A 15,406-nucleotide genomic window follows, 5' to 3' on the forward strand; every position below is an offset into this window, starting at 1 on the left:
CATGGGGGCCTCACATGGCAATCAGCACCAAACACTTCAATCAGCAAACGGTGCGGCTTTTGGGTCAGATGAATGAAATGGCTGTCGGCTATCAAAAGCAGATCGCGACGGGCAAAAAGGAAATCTCTCCTTCAGTCGCGCCGGTGGAAACTGCCCGGCTCTCAGCCGCTGAGGAAATCGACGCGCGGATCCAGCGCTATAAGCTGAATGTGAACAGCGCCGAAAGCCGGCTGAACCTTGCGGATAATGTGCTGGCGCAAGTCCAGACACTCATTACGCGCGCCAACGAACTGGCCATCCAAGGTGCCAACGATACCTACTCGTCAACCGACCGCATGGCGATGCGCATCGAAGTGGATCAGATTTCCGAAAACCTTCTCTCGTTGGCCAATACCAAGGATGCGGCAGGCCAACCTTTGTTTGGCGGATTTCACACACAAGGTCCGGCCTTCAGCGAAGGCTTGGACGGGCGCGTGACCTATCAAGGCGATCTGGGCCAGCACAAAGTTGAAGTCTCAGACAGCACCCAGCTTTCGACAGGTGTCGATGGGTTGACTGCCTTTATGCGGATCGAGAGCGACGAAGGACCGATTTCTGTTTTTGAGGTTTTGCGCGGCCTGTCCCAAGCGCTGGAGAGCGCCAGCAGTCTGAAAACATCGGCCGCATTCGAGGCCCCGGGCGGGGTAAGACTGTCTGCCCAGGCGGGACGCACCCCGATGCCGCAAGCCTTCACACTTTCTGGAAGTGGGGGCAGCGCCCGGATTTCAGCGCAGATCATCGATGGTTCCCCCGTTGCCCTGAAGGATGCCATAAACAAACTAACTGCAAAGACAGGGATCACCGCCACCGTGAACGCAGCCAACGGTAGCCTCGTCTTGACCGATGAGAAAAATGGCACCATTTCCATCAAAGATTATGAGGTTACGGGTCAGAAAACAGCCGAGGCTCAGCTGCGCGGTGCGTTGACCTTGACCCCTTTGGACGCCACTGGCCGTGACGCGGGGCCTTCGCAAACGCTGGCGGATGCCGATCAATCGATCGCAAGCTCGATCGGTCTTCTGTCGACCGCGAGCGGTCACGTTTCGATCCAGCGCGCCAAGGTTGGCGCCTACGCAAACGCCGCGCAGGTGCAAAAGTCAAACTTGGAAGAGCAGTCGCTGTTTGTTCAAAAGACCAAGTCGGAAATCGCCGATGCGGACATGGCTGAACTCATTACAAAACTGCAAACTTTGTTGCTGAACCGGGACGCCACGCAACAGGCTTTTGCCAAGATCAGCCAGCAATCTCTGTTTGACTTCCTGCGCTAAGCTCGCAGTTTCAGCCAGCAGGCTGAGCACGAAAGAAGCTGCGAAAGCCTTCTACATCTTCCCAACGGCGGCCAATCTCGCCGCGCTCAGTCCGCTTGACCAAGACAACAGGCGCTGTCACCGGCGGCAACGCCTCTGCATCCGCAGCGGCAAGGACCGCGAGCAAGCGTTCGTAGGCGTCTTCCTTGCCAGCACTGCCAAGCGAGTTGATGCCGGGCACAAGCGGGCCGTCTGCCCCCCCCAAATAGGTTGCATACAAGCCCTCAACATCCGACGACATCACCGCAGAGCTGGCCACATCCGCCGCGAACTGGGTTTGGCCGGCCTCGCCGTTTTGAACCCGGTCCAACGCTGCCAGAAAACGTGTGTGATAGGCGTTGCCTCGGTTCGGATCATTTGAATGATAGCGTTGAACAGCGGCACTCCAACTGCCAGATTCCGCGTGCAATGATTTCAAAAACTCGATGGCATAGGTGATGTTTTGAACCGGATCCATCATCGCCGCGAGCGACGGGAAGTTCTCGCCATGCCAGCGATAGTTGATCTGCATGCAGCCAATATCGACATTGCGTTGCCCATTTTCCAACACCGCCTGCAAATAGGTCATCGCATCAGCACTGGTCTTAAAATAATGCCCCTGCCCCGCTGTATTCAGCGTCCAAGGCCAAGCTCTTGTCCCACCTTCTAGGGCCAAGCCAGACTCAATGCGCGCGATGGCAGGCAGCAGGCCCTCGGGCAAACCCGCCTGAGCGCCCAATTGCGCGGCCATTGCCTCGCAGTCAGGGGTTCCCATTGCGCGCAGCGGCGTGGCCCAAAACGGGCCAAGGCCACAAAAAATCACCAGGATGATGTACTTGGCATGTCTCATGCTCTTATTTTGCAAAAGCCGGGCCATCATGTGACTTTGCACGGTTCCAGTCGCTTACACCCCGAATTGGCCGAACCAAAGGACGCATGTCATGATCAAAAAGGCGCTTACCTTCGCAGCCCTCTACCTGATACCGGCCATCTTGGTTATCGGCGGTTTTTCAGCAGGCCACCTTCTTTATCCCGCCGAACGTGATCGTTTGGTGGGGCATCTGATTGAAACCGGGAAAATTCCTGATCCTGCGGACGCCCCTGTGCCCGAAGAAACGGAAGAAGCAGAAGTCAAACTGGATGCCAACGGCCAACCCATTGATCCGGCCCTCCTGCTGCCAACATACCGATATTTTGAAATGGTCATGCCATTCACCGGAAATTTCGCTGACTCGGAAAGGCTTTACAAAATGCAGGTGGCATTTTCCATTCATCAATCGCGCATGGAGTCTGATGGCATCATTACAAAGTTGCAGGAGCTGGAGCCGCAAATTCGGCCTGTGATTGTGACTGAATTGATCGGGCTGACAGATGAGATGCTCAGCAGCAGCGAAAACCGTAAGGAATTGTTGGGCCGACTTCTAATCGTGGTCAATGAAGAACTCATCAAGCTGGAACTTGGCGCTGTCGTGGAGGACATTGTCATTACCGATCTGGCTCTCACCTAAATTGGCATTGCTCTTGCATCCCAATCCCAACCGCCAAAAGGAGTGCGAGATGGCCCAAGACAATTGTGACGGCATGGCAGGCTTCACCAACACCGCATTGGCGGATTACGCGGTCGAGATTCAGTTCTTCGACACGGCCGACCGCCCCGAAGCGCATGTGACCTTGCCTCTGGCGCTCTTTGCCGACCAAAGCTCACCCCTGGAATACAGCGTGTCTTTGGGCCGCTGGCTGAAATAACACGGCAAAACTTGCCGCTTTGGCCGCGATCCACGGCCCTGCCCTTCGATCCGCGAACAGGCTACTTGGCCTAGCAACTGTCAACAAAAAGGCCGCCACTCGGGCGGCCTTTTCGGTTTTCTGACGGTCAGTCTTAGCCCTGCAGCAGCTGCATCGACGGCAATCCCTGCTGAGCCAGAATCGTTGTTATTAGGGCTTCACAGCAGCTCGGCACAGAAATTGCTCTACTCCAAGAACCCTTGGAGGAATAGCATGGATAGCTCCGCGACCGCGATTACCCGACCTAACTATATGGACAAGTTTCGCTGCATTGGCGGTGCATGCGAAGACAGTTGCTGCGCGGGGTGGCGTGTCGTTTTTGATAAGCGGACGACGCAAACATACCTGAATGCAAAAGATCCAGAGATCCGCGAAATCGCAATAAAGTCGATCAAGAAGATCAAAACAGATCGGTCATCTCAAAACCATTCATTCATTCAGATGAACCCGCAAACCGGCGCATGTCCATTTCTACAGACCGATAAGTTGTGCATGGTCCAAGGGAAAATGGGAGAAAAGTCACTTTCTAAGACTTGTACCACTTACCCGCGTCATGCAGGCAGCGTTTCCGGGCGCACAGTTGAAGTTGCAACTTTATCCTGTCCTGAAGCAGCACGACTTTGCCTGCTCGATACAGAGGCCATGAAGATCGGCAAGGGCAAACTTTCCTCGATCAACATGCTATCTCTATCTGAAATCCCAGAACACTTCAGCTCACTTTCATACTTACACCAGACAGCATTGGAGATGCTTGAGGATGAACGTGTCTCGTTCATGGAGTTCGTGCTCGTCTACGGATCGACATTGAACATTCTACGAAAGAGGCCCGAGACGGCGTTTAGTGAGGAGCGCCGGTTCGATGAAATGCAGGAAATCATCAAGCTCATTCGCACAAGTCTCGGCAATACGCATGAGAGTGCCGCAAGAACCCGAGCCGCCACACAGTTCCAACTGGCAAAAGTATTGCCAATTCTTGTTCGGCACTCACGAAATGGGCTAAGAAACCTGAGGTTTCAGAAGAGCTTCCTTGATGCGTTGAATGGAATTTTGCCGGATCCCAACGATATTGATGGGGCAGTCGACCGGTATAGAAAAACCATAAAGGATCTCTCTTCATCAGAACGCAAACTTCTCCATTCAGCGTTAAGAAACTACATCTTGAACGATTTAGTGAACAACTCTGCTCTCTACACAAGGTCGCCAAGCGCTGCACTGCAGGGCCTACAGGCAGTCATAGTAAGGTTGTCAATTTTTGTCATTCAGTTGGTTGGCGCAAAGCTATCTGTCGAAGATTGCGATATTCAAGAACGACTGCCATTGATTGTTTCGAGTACGGCGCGCGTGTTCGAGCACAATTCCTTGCTGATGTCTGAGATCACAAACTACTTGGACCAGATTGAAGATAAGTCCGTCGCCGTTCTTGGCCTAATTGTACCGCAGTTAGAATGAAAAAGGCCCCGATTTCTCGGGACCTTTGACACAGCGCTGTATGCCGGATTACCGTTGGAGTAGAGACAGCACACCCTGCTTCGACGCATTCGCTTGAGCTAGCATCGCTGTTGATGCCTGTTGTAGGATTTGCGACTTGGCCATGTTTGTACTTTCAGCCGCGAAATCTGCATCTTCGATACGAGAGCGACCTGCCTCAAGGTTGACCGAGATATTTGTCAGATTGTTGATTGTGTGGTCGAGGCGATTTGACACTGCACCAAGCTGACTACGTTGTTTGTTGACAGATGCAATCGCAGTATCAAGTGCTGTGATAGATGCGAGGCTTTGTGCCGCAGTACCAACCTTGATAGTAGCGGCATCAACCTTCACCGCATCAGCGCCAAGAGCGGTGCTGCTGATTTTCTTGATCGTGACTTCAATCTGGTCAGATGCCGCCGTGTCGCCAGCACCAATGTGGAACTTGAACTTGCCTGTGGTGCCACCTGTCTCATCAAGCAACTGCGTGTTTGCCCAAGTTGTGACAGCGCCAATGCGGTCAATTTCAGCTGTTAGCGCAGTAAGTTCATCCTGGATGGCGGTCCTATCAGCAGCCAGGTTGGTATCGTTCGCTGCTTGAACAGACAGCTCCCGCATGCGCTGCAAGATGTTCACAACTTCGTCATGCGCGCCTTCGGCGGTGTCGATCATCGCCTGGGCGTCCGCAGCATTGCGGATCGCTTGGTTGGTGCCACGAATTTCCGACGTCATACGCGACGCGATCGCCACGCCAGCCGCATCGTCCGCAGCAGTGTTGATGCGCTTGCCAGTCGACAGTCGCTCCATCGACGTTTCCATCGACTTGTTCACGCCAGACGCAGCAGCAGACGCCATCAGCGCGCCAATGTTGGTGTTGATTTGCAGTGCCATTTTTCAGCCCTTTCACAGATCTGGGGTTCACCCGTTCCGGTTTCTCTCATCGCGCCCCACCAGACGCTCATCAAGGTAAACGGCGCATTCTGGAAAAGTTTAATCCTATGGGGTGATAATCTTGAGAAAGGCGAAAACGAGACTGCCAGCGAGAATCTTGCCACCTGCAACCAGGCTGCATGACGGGTTTCTGACAGAACGGTTTGGATCTCTGATTTCTGACGATTCCAAATATTTAACAAGGCCTTAAACCGTCAATTACCTGACGCACACCTGTCAAACAGAAAATTAGGAAAAGGGCGCTTTCGCTGCCAAACTGCCTGCAGCACACGGGGGTTTGCATGAAATTAGCGGGGGCACATCAACTTCGGCAGAAGCAATCTGTCGTGATTACAGCTCAGCTGCAGCAAGCGATCAGCCTGCTGACGATGACAAATATTGAACTGAGCGCCTATCTCGAGAGCCAAGCAGAAGAGAACCCGTTTCTGGATTGCGACCCCGCAGTTGAGACAACCGCCGAACTGCCAGCGGCTGTCGAAGCGGTCGATATGACAAAAGGCGAAACCGCAGCCGATGGCCCTATCCGCGATAGCGACTATGACAATCAGTTTGAAACCGGTGTGATTGAGGTTGGCCGCGGAACCAAACTCGGCCCACGGGATGATGACGGTTTTGATCCGCTTAGTCTGCAAGCCACCGAAGACCCCTCGCTGTACGCCCACCTGACCGCCGAGATGTTGAAAATCGGTTTTTCCGCAGAAGACAGGCTAATCGCGCAACGCTTGATCGAAGCTGTCGAGCTGTCAGGCTGGCTTGGCCAGAAAGTTGCGGACATCGCGGCAATTCTTATGGTTGCAGTGGACCACGTCGAGCGAGTTCTCGCGCAGTTGCAAGAGATTGAGCCGGCGGGCCTGTTCGCGCGCGACCTGCGTGATTGTCTGCGCCTGCAGGCACGAGATCGCGGCATGTTAAAACCCGACTTCATTGTGCTGCTCGACAATCTATCGCTTTTGGCCGATGGCGATCTTAAACGCCTTCGCAAGCTTGCCAATGTCACGCCTGAGCGTATGTCAGAAATGCTGCGGCAACTGCGCGCGCTTGACCCAAAACCCGGAACACGATTTGCCGGGCGCTCAGATCCGATCCAACCCCCTGACTTGATTGTGACACGCGCACCCGACGGTTGGAAGGTTGAACTCAATCACTCAACACTACCGGCGATCCGCGTGCACAAGGGCTATGCAAAACAGATGATGCAAACCGGCAGACGCGATCTGCCGTCTGCAAATTTCATCACAGAGCGAATTGCAAGTGCGCGCTGGCTGGACCGTGCCATTGCACAACGCAATGACACAACGCTCCGCGTCGGCGCCGCAATCGTGCAGCAGCAACAAGACTTCTTTGAACGTGGCGTGGCATTCCTGAAACCACTGGTTCTGAGAGATGTCGCTGACGCAATTGCTATGCACGAATCTACAATTAGCCGGGTTACAGCCAATCTCATGATGGCAACTCCTCAGGGCACCTTCCGTCTCAAGGACTTCTTCTCTGCCGCGATCACAGCAGATGGGAATGAAGATGGAGAAGCTGCGACCGCAATCCGGCACAAGCTGAAGAAGTTGATCGACAGCGAGGCTATCGGAAATCCGCTATCCGACGACACTCTGGTTAAAATGCTCGGCGGAACGGGGATACGAATTGCACGTCGAACCGTCGCGAAATACCGCGAGAAGCTGAACATCCCGTCCTCTTTTGAACGCAAACGCCAAGCGACCCTGTCCGGAATGCTTTAACCGCACGCCAGTTCACGCAGCAAGGTTTGGTGTGCCATTGGCGAACGATCAATGCAGGCGCGCAATTGTTCGGCACAGAACACGCGCAATCGCGTCGGGCCATGTGCGACCCCCAGACTGGACCATTGGCCATGTGAGAGTAAGTCGTCCATTCCGATCAATTGCCCACTCACCATAGATCGTGAGCTTCGCTGGCCGAATGGCGAGAAGGTCAAAATGTTCCCCTTCTCAATCAGGAAGATCGAACTGATTGGCGAACCAGGCAGGAACAAAACCTCGCCGTGAACAAGCGCTAACTGATCCAGATGAATGATCGCATCGTGGCGCAAAGCCTTGGTCATGATCGGCCATCCGCAACGCGCGCCGCCAGTCTCTCGATCGAGATGGTTCGGGCCAATAGCCATGTCAAGGAAGACTGACTCGTAAGGTGATCGCGGAAGTCTTCTCGAGGTATCACCAAAACCCGAGAGGGCAACTTCGCGACGATCAGATCTTGATATTGATCAGCGGCGAAGAATTCTATCGGTTGGAGGATGCTTCCGCGGGCATAGGTGCGTCGGCAGATCGGGTCATAAACACGACCATGCAAGACGATTAACAATCGATCCGTCGCCACTTCGCGAGACAGCACAATCTGACCTGGGCGATAGTCTTGTTGCAGATAGACGTCCAATGGGAGGCTGTTAACTAGGTCAAAAAACAACGCAGGCCCTCCCTCTCTCCCAGTCAAAACGACGGAAGCAAGAAAACCTTTAGCCGAAGAACTACGTTTTCCGCGTTACTGCCGCATCAGACTGGAGCTTCTTCTTCCGACGCCTGACTTTCTCTCCTGAGAAACGCAAATCAGCATCAAACTGGCGGGCGATCGCCCGTGCGTCCATCTCCGACGTTGCCGCGAGAACCATCCAAAAGTATTTCTCTTCAAACAGTTGGTACGATCGAAGCAAGTTGAACTGAGCCTGCTTCGTGTACACGCACACCAAAATGTAAACAGCGATAAAGAGAAGCCAGTGGGTCAGTAACGTGATTGAGTAGATCAAGATGACACCAATCATCGGATAAACAAGCCGATGGTTCAGCATCCACAGCAATGGCGCGATACTCGCTAACGGATCTTCCTTGAGCTGATGCAAACCAGCGTTGCGGTAGATATCTTTGAAAACTTCGAAGTTCAGATATGTTTCCTTCGGCTCAAAGTTCAGTGACTGAAATTCATCAACTATCTTCAAGCTCTCGTCCGCCGATGAAAAGTCATAGCGAGCAACCAAGGGCTGATCAAACATCAGGTTAAAAAAGGTTCCTTCACGCCAGAATGTAAGGAGGAAAGACGAGACTCTCTCGTTATACTCGTCCTCCTCCGAGCTTTCATCGACCTGATCCTCACCAGAAAAAACGGTCCGCAGCTGAGTTGCATCACCAGCGAACATGTTTCCGTCCACAGCGACGAGTACATCACCCTGCTTCAATCGAAACGCACGGGCCTGACGGCCAAGGCCGGTCTTTTGCAGTTTTAGGAACTGCGGCATCGTTCTGGCCTGCAGGTCCTCGTCTTGTGGCTGTGCATCATCCATTGCAGTCATGCATCATGGAAATTTGATCATGTCATCAGTGGGATTGGCGGGAGCGGAGTTCGCTTTTTGCTTGGGCTTAGTTGCAGCCGCGCTAGAAGGTTGCTTCTGCGGTTTCATGCCGTTGATTTTTGCGGTGATCTCAGCCTGCGTTAGCAAAATCTTCTGAAGTGACGCAATGATTTCCTCAACCTGCGCTTGCTTTAGGCCTGGAACCGGCGCCGCAGCATCGGCAGCGCCTGACCCCGCAGTACCGCCCATGAGAGAGAGGATCTGAGCCGAAGTCTGGGTCAGGTCTGTCAGCATCTGATCGCCAGCCTTGGTCTGCGTTGCGATACCGGTATTCACCTCGTCAACAACAGATCGACTGAATTGCGATACCGAATTTACAAGCTGCTCCTCTAATGCGGCCAATTTCGCATTGAGATCAGACTGATTGCCAGAGACCTTCTCATCAAGCCCTGTAACCGCTTGAGCGGTTGAACCAGCAGTAGCAGATATCTCGCCAAGCTTGCCGGTCATATCCTCAACAGAGGATAAAGCCGCTGTCAGCTTATCAACATTCTCAGCAAATATTACCAAGGCTTCCAGTGAAGTGTTGTTGGCCGTTTCCATGCCAGAGAGTGTCTTGTAATAAATGACCGATGCCCCCAACAAGGACACCACCGCACCCGCTAACGCGCTCGCGAAGACAATGGTGACTTTCCGATAGACCCGCTTCATATCTTCCCTGACGACACCATTCTCGACCCTGATCCGATCGAACTCGCTTGCGGCGCTGGTCGCCATGTCAGCGGCATCAAGCGCAATCTTGATGCTGTCTTCCACATTTGTGGTCATCTCACTCATGTTCTGGCTCCGGGTGCCCGAGAGGGAACTTGTTTTTTCAAGGGCACATGCTGACGATATGCAGCACAATTCGTGCCAACAATCGTGAGTGAACTAAAACTTACAAACATTCCCAATCCATATTCCTACAGAGCATTGCCTAAACAAGGCGCGGCATCATCCGAACTGTGTTCGACACTCTCAGCAGCTTTGGTTGGCAATCGTCACAGCTTCTTTCGAAGAAGGTTGGCGAGAATATCTGCAATCACAAACCGAAACGCGGCAATGATGCACAGCGCTCCAGATGCAGAGAGTCCAAATGTGCGAAAGCTAAATTCGGAGCTCTGATCTCCCAGCGCTTGGAAGACAAGCCAAAGCCCGAAGCAGAAGAACACAACCGACGAGATCATATCGCCCGTTGAACGTTTGGCCGAGTGTTTTGCCATGTTATCGCTCCGCCTGAGCTGCTGGACGTCCATCTTCGGTAAACATCAAATCCACGGGAACATCTACATCCGGCTCCGAAACAGCCTCACCGCGATCTAGTCGATAAATGTAAGCAAGCACCGTCGCAACTGCGCTGTAGAGCCGATCATTAATCTCTTGGCCAATATCACCGGTAAAATAAATTGCTCGTGCAAGCAACGGGCTACGGAAGACGGTAATGCCGGCTTGCTGACCCTTCTCGATAATCTTCTCTGCAAGCCTTCCACGCCCCATAGCAATGATTTTTGGTGCACCCTTGTCACCTGGTGCATACCGTAGCGCGACAGCAAAGTGAGTTGGGTTGGTGATAATCGCGGTCGCTTGGTCAATGTCATTCAGTGCAGCGGCTGCCTTTGCTGTTCGTCTGCTGGCCTCAATCTGAATGCGTCGAATTCGAGCCTTCACCTCCGGCGAGCCTTCAGAGTCTTTGTTTTCATCCTTAAGATCCTGAATACTCATGCGAAGTTTATTGATGTGTGTGTAATGGGAGTAGGCATAGTCAAGCGCGGCGATGCATGCCAGAACCACAAGAAGTGAGCTCACCAAAAGGACCAAGTCACCCGTGATCTGCAGGATCGTCCAGTCGAGTGAGGCGTGAACCAAATCCAGCGTCTTGGGCAAGACTTGCCAAATCAAGAACGCACTTGCGCCCCCCAATGCGCCAACTTTCAAGACTGCTTTGACAAGCTCAACCAGCCCATGAACTGAGAACATCCGCTTGAGTCCTGCGAAGGGGTCAATTCGACTGGCCTTGAACTCCAGATTTTTAGGAACGAAGTGAAGGCCACCAACGGCTGTTTGCGTGGCGAATGTCACCACCAAAATTGGAACCGCAACAACCAGAGAGAGGATTAGGAAGTCGGAGAGCGCGGACGTTATGTTCTGAAGTATCTGATCCTGCAGGTCTTCTGCGGACGAAAGCATGAAGTAGCCACGCCAGATATCAAGCAGGCTTGGCATCACGGCTCCAAGCCCGAGCACAAAAATGAGGCCAGTTATCAGTGAGGTGAAAACAAACATCTCTTTGGAAGATAGGACTTGTCCATCTTCGAGCGCCTTTTCAATGCGCCGCTGAGACGGTTCCTCTGTCTTTTCTTGGCTATCGTCCTCAGCCACCCTTAGCCTCCTGCAGCAAGACACTTAATCCAAGCAAAATTTGCTCCGCCAGATCTACGAATGCAGCCCCCAAATGGGGCACTGATAGGAACAGGATCAGGAACACCGAAACGAGCGTTATGGGAAAGCCAAACGAGAATAGATTCAACGTAGGAGCCGATCTTGTGATGATACCAATAGCGATGTTTAGGAGCGTCATCAGCGAAACAATTGGGAGCATGATCTTTGTTGCCGATATCAGCATGTCACGCATTGCCCAACTTCCTGCATCGAACAACGCAGCCAGATTCACATCCGCGCCGATTGGCAGCGCCTCATAGCTTTGGATAATCGCGACCAACGCGACCAGATGACCATTCACCGATAGGAAGACGGCGGTCAGAAACATTGAAAGGATCTGAGAAATGACGGGCGTAGCGCCGCCTGAATTCGGATCGACTTGGGTGGCGAATGAGAGGCCCGAAGTCGCAGATATCTGCTCGCCTGCGAGCACGACAGATGAAAAAAGAACTGTCATGGTCATTCCGGCGCACAGCCCAATCAAGATCTCTTGCATGATAAGCGATACGATCGACAGATCGTTCATCTCGCTAAGTTGAGGTGCCGCCACGCGACCCATCAACGAGAAGGTGATCGCGCAAGTCGCAACAATCCGCACTGTAACCACCACACTTCGAGCGCCAAAAAACGGTGCCGAAAGTAGAAATGCCCCAATCCGAAGTGACAGGATCATGAACTGCAGAGCCAGGTCATACAGACCCTGAATGTTCACGCCCGGAAGACCACCTTCTGACATAGCACCAAGCAAGGTCATTGGATGTACCGAATTTCTTCAAAAATGTAGGCGAAGTAGTCGGCTAAACCTGAGAGGACATAGCCAGACAACAAGGCGAAAACGCCCAGAACAATAACAAGTTTCGGGACAAAGGACAAAGTCTGCTCGTTAATTGATGTTGCCGCTTGAATCACGCCAATCACCAAGCCAACGGCCAGCGCTGCACCAAGGACAGGCCCAGCCGCCATAATGATCTGCCAGAAGGCCATTCGAAGATATTCAACGTTGTTATCAAACTCCATCTCCACACCTACGGTGACACGAAGGTGGCGACGAGCGATGCGGCGGTCATTGACCATCCATCAACGAGCACAAACAAAAGCAGCTTGAATGGGAGTGAGATGAGCATGGGCGACAGCATCATCATGCCCAATGACATTAGAATGGAGGAGATCACCATGTCGATGACCAAGAACGGGAGGAAGATCAGGAAACCGATTTGAAATGCGGTCTTGAGTTCCGAAGTGATGAAGGCGGGGAGAATAACCGAGTAGGGGATATCCGCATTCGTTGCGTAAGGTCCGCTGTTGTTTAAGTCTGAGAATACGACCAGAGCATCCTCTCGCGTGTTGAGAACCATGAATTCCTTTATGATTGCCCCACCCACTAGAATTGCGTCCTCTGCAGTCATGTTCTCTTCGAGGTAGGGCGTCAGCGCCTCATCATATACCTTTGTAAGCGTTGGCGTCATGACGGTTGCAGTGAGGAAAAGCGCGATGGCAATCAGCACCTGATTGGGTGGCGTCTGTTGCGTTCCGAGTGCTTGTCGCAGGATGGACAGCACAATGATGATGCGGGTGAAGGCCGTCATGCCTAAAACGATTGAGGGCAGCACTGTGATGACGGACATCAACACAAGAATCTGCAGCGAAAGAGAATATGTCGTTTCGCCGGTCTCATTTGTGCTCGACGTCAGAGCAGAGAGGCTGAGCGGATCATTTGCAAGGCTGGGTGCGGCAATAAAGATCAGAGAAATGGCGAGGATTAGCGCTCTACGCATTGGGTTTCCTCCGCGCGTTCTTTGAGAACGACCAAAGCAGACCCACTCCGCGCGGAGTGAACAAGGCAATCTTTGCCGTCTACGGAAACAAGCAGGATGCGCTCTCCAGCGCCGATGGCGAGGCTTTCTATCACCTGCAGCCGGCTTTTTGCCGCAAGACGCATGCGGAGACCTTCGCGGTTCTTTCGCACGTAAAGCTGGACGCACAGCAACACGCCCAGGAACCCTAGAACGACTAGAACCTGGCCAAGTTCAAACTGCTGCATACGCGCCCCCACTATTGCCTCACGGCATAGAAGCAATTCGCGTGCCAGCTCTATAAAGTATTACTTAAGTTACTGTTTTAAAATACAATTAATCCAGAGATGCCCACTGTGTCAGAAAACTGACGTTAAAGGCTCTGCATCCTCTTCTCCGGTTCTACGATTTCGCCGAAGCGAATTCCAAAACGTTCACCGACCATCACGACCTCGCCTTTGGCGATCATGGTGCCATTAATGAGGATGTCGAGAGGATCACCGGCGAGGCGATCCAATTCGATCACGGAGCCTTCATTGAGTCTCAGAAGGTCCCTGATTGTGATCTTTGCTCGCCCAACCTCCACGGTCATTTGAACTTCGATATTTTCAAGAACACGGAGATTTTCAATCCCAGCACGGTCTGGTTTGGGAACATCTCTTTCGGCGGTGTCATCAATTTCGGCCATGGAACTTCCTTAGCTCTCTTCTTTGCGGATACGACGTGTCAGATTGAGTGCGGTTTGCGCGCCAACTTGGCCCAACTGGGCCTCGAAGATTGCGCGATCTTCTACCTTCACTCGAATTCCATCATGCAATTGCATGGGGTAAACATCACCCTCTTGCAGATGAATAAGATTGCGAAGCGACGTCGTGGGTTGGGCGATCTCTGCAGTCAGTTGAAGCGGGATATTGAGAATGGCTTGCTCCAACTTCTGGCGCCAACTCATGTCATCTTGAACGAAGTCAGACTGCACCCTGCTGCGCAGTTGCGAAGCAATCGGCTTTAGTGTCTGCAACGGATAAATCACGTCAAACTGGGCTGGTTCGCCTCGGGGAAGTTGCACCACAAACGAGCAGACAATCACGGTGTCCGAACCATCAACAAAGCTCGCGAACTGGATGTTTTCTTCGCGTCCCTGAACACCAATTGTAACGGTCAGCAGATCACGCCATGCAGTTTGCAACGATTGGATCAAACCCTCGGTGACGATCTCAATGACGCGTTGTTCTGTTGCGGTGAACTCACCTTGATAACGCTTCAACGCCTGAACAGTGGTGCCACCATAATAGCTGTCGGTCAGAAGCGAGATAAAGCTTGGCTGAATGACCATGAGCTGACTTCCGCGAAGCTCTTCCATTCGCGAAGTGGTGAGCGATACGAATGTGTCACTTTCCTGAACATAAAGATCAAAGGTTTTAACCTCAGGCGGGAAGGAGGAGATGCGTGGCTGGATCCGCAGAAACGGCAAGAACACTGAGCGCGCCATCCGGCAGAACCGCTCATTGATCATCCGCAAGGCATGATAATCGCCCAGAAGCGATAAGTCATCCGAACCGAACATGAATGGACGAACCTCAGCGTCCGACCCATTCAAAAGCCCACTGGTTGAACCCGATCCTGCGCCAAGGCCCTCGATCAGTGCCTCGACCTCTTCCGGCGTTAACTTTCGTGTTGCTGCCATCACCACACCCTATTGCAGAACAAAGGATGTGAAATAGACATCTTCAACACCGCCAAAATTCTCAAGAACCGTCAGCCGAGCGTTGATGGCCTCGCGGATTGCGACGGCCAGCCGATCACGCCCGTCTTTGCCAGCAATGTCCTCTTCAGTGAATTCCGAGATGGTGCCCAAGATCTCTGAGCGCAACGCGAGCTGATGTGTTTCGACATTTGTGACCACGGTCGCGTCATATTGGGTGGACACGCCCACGCCAATCTGAAGGAACTTTCTAGATCCGTTGAGGTTGGTCGTGAACTCAGTCGGAAACTCATAATAGCTGGTGATGAATGTGGGCTCTGCCTCAACAGGTTTGGTTTGCCGCGCCGGTTCGGCATCTTCAGCTGTAGCATCCTCGGGTGCGGGCAATTGACCTGACTCTTGCAGCTTACGCTCGATGATAATGTCAATCTCTTCCGAAGGCGTCGGCGCTGACAGGCCAAACAACACATATCCAACACCAAGGCCCACGCCTACGAGTGAAAGTCCACCAATCACAAAGATCAGAATCTTCCCAATCTTGCCCTTTTTCTTTGGTGCTTCGTCTGTGGACTTATCTGGCATGTTGACCTCC

20 protein-coding genes are annotated in these 15,406 nt (G+C 52.7%); 5 read left to right on the forward strand and 15 right to left on the reverse strand.

Annotation, left to right across the window (positions count from 1 at the left end):
* Positions 1 to 14 precede the first annotated feature (14 nt).
* A complete protein-coding gene (gene flgL / locus AC72UB_RS04920; protein WP_505188778.1) occupies positions 15 to 1,307 on the forward strand; it encodes a flagellar hook-associated protein FlgL in 1,293 nt (430 codons plus the stop codon).
* A gap of 10 nt (positions 1,308 to 1,317) precedes the next feature.
* On the opposite strand, the gene AC72UB_RS04925 is transcribed toward flgL, so the two are convergent.
* Positions 1,318 to 2,175, reverse strand: a complete 858-nt coding sequence (locus AC72UB_RS04925; protein WP_505188779.1) for a transglycosylase SLT domain-containing protein — start codon at positions 2,173 to 2,175, stop codon at positions 1,318 to 1,320.
* A gap of 91 nt (positions 2,176 to 2,266) precedes the next feature.
* Here AC72UB_RS04925 and AC72UB_RS04930 point away from each other — a divergent pair, with 91 nt between their 5' ends.
* The 3 genes from AC72UB_RS04930 to fliB all read left to right on the forward strand — a co-directional run bounded on the left by AC72UB_RS04930 (position 2,267) and on the right by fliB (position 4,559).
* The gene (locus AC72UB_RS04930; RefSeq protein WP_463288961.1) at positions 2,267 to 2,833 is read left to right on the forward strand and encodes a flagellar basal body-associated FliL family protein; all 567 of its coding nucleotides are present in this window, start codon (positions 2,267 to 2,269) and stop codon (positions 2,831 to 2,833) included.
* Positions 2,834 to 2,882: 49 nt separating this feature from the next.
* Positions 2,883 to 3,071 (forward strand): hypothetical protein, encoded by a 189-nt coding sequence (locus AC72UB_RS04935; protein WP_505188780.1) that lies wholly within the window; start codon positions 2,883 to 2,885, stop codon positions 3,069 to 3,071.
* A gap of 252 nt (positions 3,072 to 3,323) precedes the next feature.
* On the forward strand, positions 3,324 to 4,559 hold the full coding sequence (gene fliB, locus AC72UB_RS04940) for a flagellin lysine-N-methylase (protein ID WP_505188781.1): 1,236 nt from the start codon (positions 3,324 to 3,326) through the stop codon (positions 4,557 to 4,559).
* A gap of 48 nt (positions 4,560 to 4,607) precedes the next feature.
* On the opposite strand, the gene AC72UB_RS04945 is transcribed toward fliB, so the two are convergent.
* Complete coding sequence (locus AC72UB_RS04945) at positions 4,608 to 5,468, reverse strand: flagellin N-terminal helical domain-containing protein (RefSeq protein ID WP_505188782.1); 861 nt, start codon at positions 5,466 to 5,468, stop codon at positions 4,608 to 4,610.
* 341 nt (positions 5,469 to 5,809) lie between these two features.
* Between AC72UB_RS04945 and rpoN the strand changes: the two genes are divergently transcribed.
* Entirely contained in the window at positions 5,810 to 7,261 is a 1,452-nt protein-coding gene (rpoN, locus tag AC72UB_RS04950; RefSeq protein ID WP_505188783.1) for an RNA polymerase factor sigma-54, read from the forward strand.
* On the opposite strand, the gene AC72UB_RS04955 is transcribed toward rpoN, so the two are convergent.
* From AC72UB_RS04955 to AC72UB_RS05015, 13 genes are all read right to left on the reverse strand, one after another.
* Positions 7,258 to 7,602, reverse strand: a complete 345-nt coding sequence (locus AC72UB_RS04955; RefSeq protein ID WP_505188784.1) for a cyclic nucleotide-binding domain-containing protein — start codon at positions 7,600 to 7,602, stop codon at positions 7,258 to 7,260. The two genes, rpoN and AC72UB_RS04955, sit on opposite strands and share 4 nt — an antisense overlap.
* Positions 7,599 to 7,934 carry a hypothetical protein gene (locus AC72UB_RS04960; protein WP_505188785.1) on the reverse strand — a complete coding sequence of 112 codons (336 nt, stop codon included), beginning with the start codon at positions 7,932 to 7,934 and terminating at the stop codon, positions 7,599 to 7,601. Before AC72UB_RS04960 ends, AC72UB_RS04955 begins: the two co-directional genes overlap by 4 nt.
* Before the next feature lie 91 nt (positions 7,935 to 8,025).
* Entirely contained in the window at positions 8,026 to 8,832 is an 807-nt protein-coding gene (locus AC72UB_RS04965) for a hypothetical protein (protein ID WP_505188786.1), read from the reverse strand.
* A gap of 12 nt (positions 8,833 to 8,844) precedes the next feature.
* Positions 8,845 to 9,678, reverse strand: coding sequence for a hypothetical protein (locus tag AC72UB_RS04970; RefSeq protein ID WP_505188787.1), 834 nt, complete (start codon positions 9,676 to 9,678; stop codon positions 8,845 to 8,847).
* 203 nt (positions 9,679 to 9,881) lie between these two features.
* Positions 9,882 to 10,103: a hypothetical protein gene (locus AC72UB_RS04975; RefSeq protein WP_505188788.1), complete on the reverse strand. Its 222-nt coding sequence runs from the start codon at positions 10,101 to 10,103 to the stop codon at positions 9,882 to 9,884.
* Position 10,104: 1 nt separating this feature from the next.
* The gene (locus AC72UB_RS04980) at positions 10,105 to 11,259 is read right to left on the reverse strand and encodes an EscU/YscU/HrcU family type III secretion system export apparatus switch protein (RefSeq protein WP_505188789.1); all 1,155 of its coding nucleotides are present in this window, start codon (positions 11,257 to 11,259) and stop codon (positions 10,105 to 10,107) included.
* Complete coding sequence (gene fliR, locus AC72UB_RS04985) at positions 11,252 to 12,073, reverse strand: flagellar biosynthetic protein FliR (protein WP_505188790.1); 822 nt, start codon at positions 12,071 to 12,073, stop codon at positions 11,252 to 11,254. Before fliR ends, AC72UB_RS04980 begins: the two co-directional genes overlap by 8 nt.
* The gene (gene fliQ / locus AC72UB_RS04990; RefSeq protein WP_505188791.1) at positions 12,070 to 12,336 is read right to left on the reverse strand and encodes a flagellar biosynthesis protein FliQ; all 267 of its coding nucleotides are present in this window, start codon (positions 12,334 to 12,336) and stop codon (positions 12,070 to 12,072) included. The genes fliR and fliQ overlap by 4 nt, the downstream gene beginning before the upstream one ends.
* Positions 12,337 to 12,344: 8 nt before the next feature.
* Positions 12,345 to 13,094, reverse strand: a complete 750-nt coding sequence (gene fliP / locus AC72UB_RS04995; RefSeq protein WP_505188792.1) for a flagellar type III secretion system pore protein FliP — start codon at positions 13,092 to 13,094, stop codon at positions 12,345 to 12,347.
* Entirely contained in the window at positions 13,079 to 13,360 is a 282-nt protein-coding gene (locus AC72UB_RS05000; protein WP_505188793.1) for a flagellar biosynthetic protein FliO, read from the reverse strand. The genes fliP and AC72UB_RS05000 overlap by 16 nt, the downstream gene beginning before the upstream one ends.
* 125 nt (positions 13,361 to 13,485) lie before the next feature.
* Positions 13,486 to 13,791: a flagellar motor switch protein FliN gene (gene fliN, locus AC72UB_RS05005; RefSeq protein ID WP_505188852.1), complete on the reverse strand. Its 306-nt coding sequence runs from the start codon at positions 13,789 to 13,791 to the stop codon at positions 13,486 to 13,488.
* Between the two features lie 18 nt (positions 13,792 to 13,809).
* Positions 13,810 to 14,796: a flagellar motor switch protein FliM gene (fliM, locus tag AC72UB_RS05010; RefSeq protein WP_505188794.1), complete on the reverse strand. Its 987-nt coding sequence runs from the start codon at positions 14,794 to 14,796 to the stop codon at positions 13,810 to 13,812.
* 9 nt (positions 14,797 to 14,805) lie between these two features.
* A complete protein-coding gene (locus tag AC72UB_RS05015; protein ID WP_505188795.1) occupies positions 14,806 to 15,396 on the reverse strand; it encodes a flagellar basal body-associated FliL family protein in 591 nt (196 codons plus the stop codon).
* Positions 15,397 to 15,406: the final 10 nt, after the last annotated feature.

This window comes from Allotabrizicola aquatica (SeqCode), from assembly GCF_965194375.1.
Classification (GTDB): domain Bacteria; phylum Pseudomonadota; class Alphaproteobacteria; order Rhodobacterales; family Rhodobacteraceae; genus Tabrizicola_A; species Tabrizicola_A aquatica.

What these genes read in the sequence shown, in the direction of transcription:
- AC72UB_RS04965 (WP_505188786.1), bottom strand. Translation starts at nt 8,832, where the DNA reads ATGGATGATGCACAGCCACAAGACGAGGACCTGCAGGCCAGAACGATG.
- flgL (WP_505188778.1), top strand. Translation starts at nt 15, where the DNA reads ATGGCAATCAGCACCAAACACTTCAATCAGCAAACGGTGCGGCTTTTG.
- AC72UB_RS04975 (WP_505188788.1), bottom strand. Translation starts at nt 10,103, where the DNA reads ATGGCAAAACACTCGGCCAAACGTTCAACGGGCGATATGATCTCGTCG.
- AC72UB_RS04925 (WP_505188779.1), bottom strand. Translation starts at nt 2,175, where the DNA reads ATGAGACATGCCAAGTACATCATCCTGGTGATTTTTTGTGGCCTTGGC.
- AC72UB_RS04930 (WP_463288961.1), top strand. Translation starts at nt 2,267, where the DNA reads ATGATCAAAAAGGCGCTTACCTTCGCAGCCCTCTACCTGATACCGGCC.
- fliB (WP_505188781.1), top strand. Translation starts at nt 3,324, where the DNA reads ATGGATAGCTCCGCGACCGCGATTACCCGACCTAACTATATGGACAAG.
- fliQ (WP_505188791.1), bottom strand. Translation starts at nt 12,336, where the DNA reads ATGGAGTTTGATAACAACGTTGAATATCTTCGAATGGCCTTCTGGCAG.
- AC72UB_RS04945 (WP_505188782.1), bottom strand. Translation starts at nt 5,468, where the DNA reads ATGGCACTGCAAATCAACACCAACATTGGCGCGCTGATGGCGTCTGCT.
- AC72UB_RS04955 (WP_505188784.1), bottom strand. Translation starts at nt 7,602, where the DNA reads ATGACCAAGGCTTTGCGCCACGATGCGATCATTCATCTGGATCAGTTA.
- fliR (WP_505188790.1), bottom strand. Translation starts at nt 12,073, where the DNA reads ATGACCTTGCTTGGTGCTATGTCAGAAGGTGGTCTTCCGGGCGTGAAC.
- AC72UB_RS05015 (WP_505188795.1), bottom strand. Translation starts at nt 15,396, where the DNA reads ATGCCAGATAAGTCCACAGACGAAGCACCAAAGAAAAAGGGCAAGATT.
- AC72UB_RS05000 (WP_505188793.1), bottom strand. Translation starts at nt 13,360, where the DNA reads ATGCAGCAGTTTGAACTTGGCCAGGTTCTAGTCGTTCTAGGGTTCCTG.
- AC72UB_RS04935 (WP_505188780.1), top strand. Translation starts at nt 2,883, where the DNA reads ATGGCCCAAGACAATTGTGACGGCATGGCAGGCTTCACCAACACCGCA.
- fliP (WP_505188792.1), bottom strand. Translation starts at nt 13,094, where the DNA reads ATGCGTAGAGCGCTAATCCTCGCCATTTCTCTGATCTTTATTGCCGCA.
- rpoN (WP_505188783.1), top strand. Translation starts at nt 5,810, where the DNA reads ATGAAATTAGCGGGGGCACATCAACTTCGGCAGAAGCAATCTGTCGTG.
- AC72UB_RS04970 (WP_505188787.1), bottom strand. Translation starts at nt 9,678, where the DNA reads ATGAGTGAGATGACCACAAATGTGGAAGACAGCATCAAGATTGCGCTT.
- fliM (WP_505188794.1), bottom strand. Translation starts at nt 14,796, where the DNA reads ATGGCAGCAACACGAAAGTTAACGCCGGAAGAGGTCGAGGCACTGATC.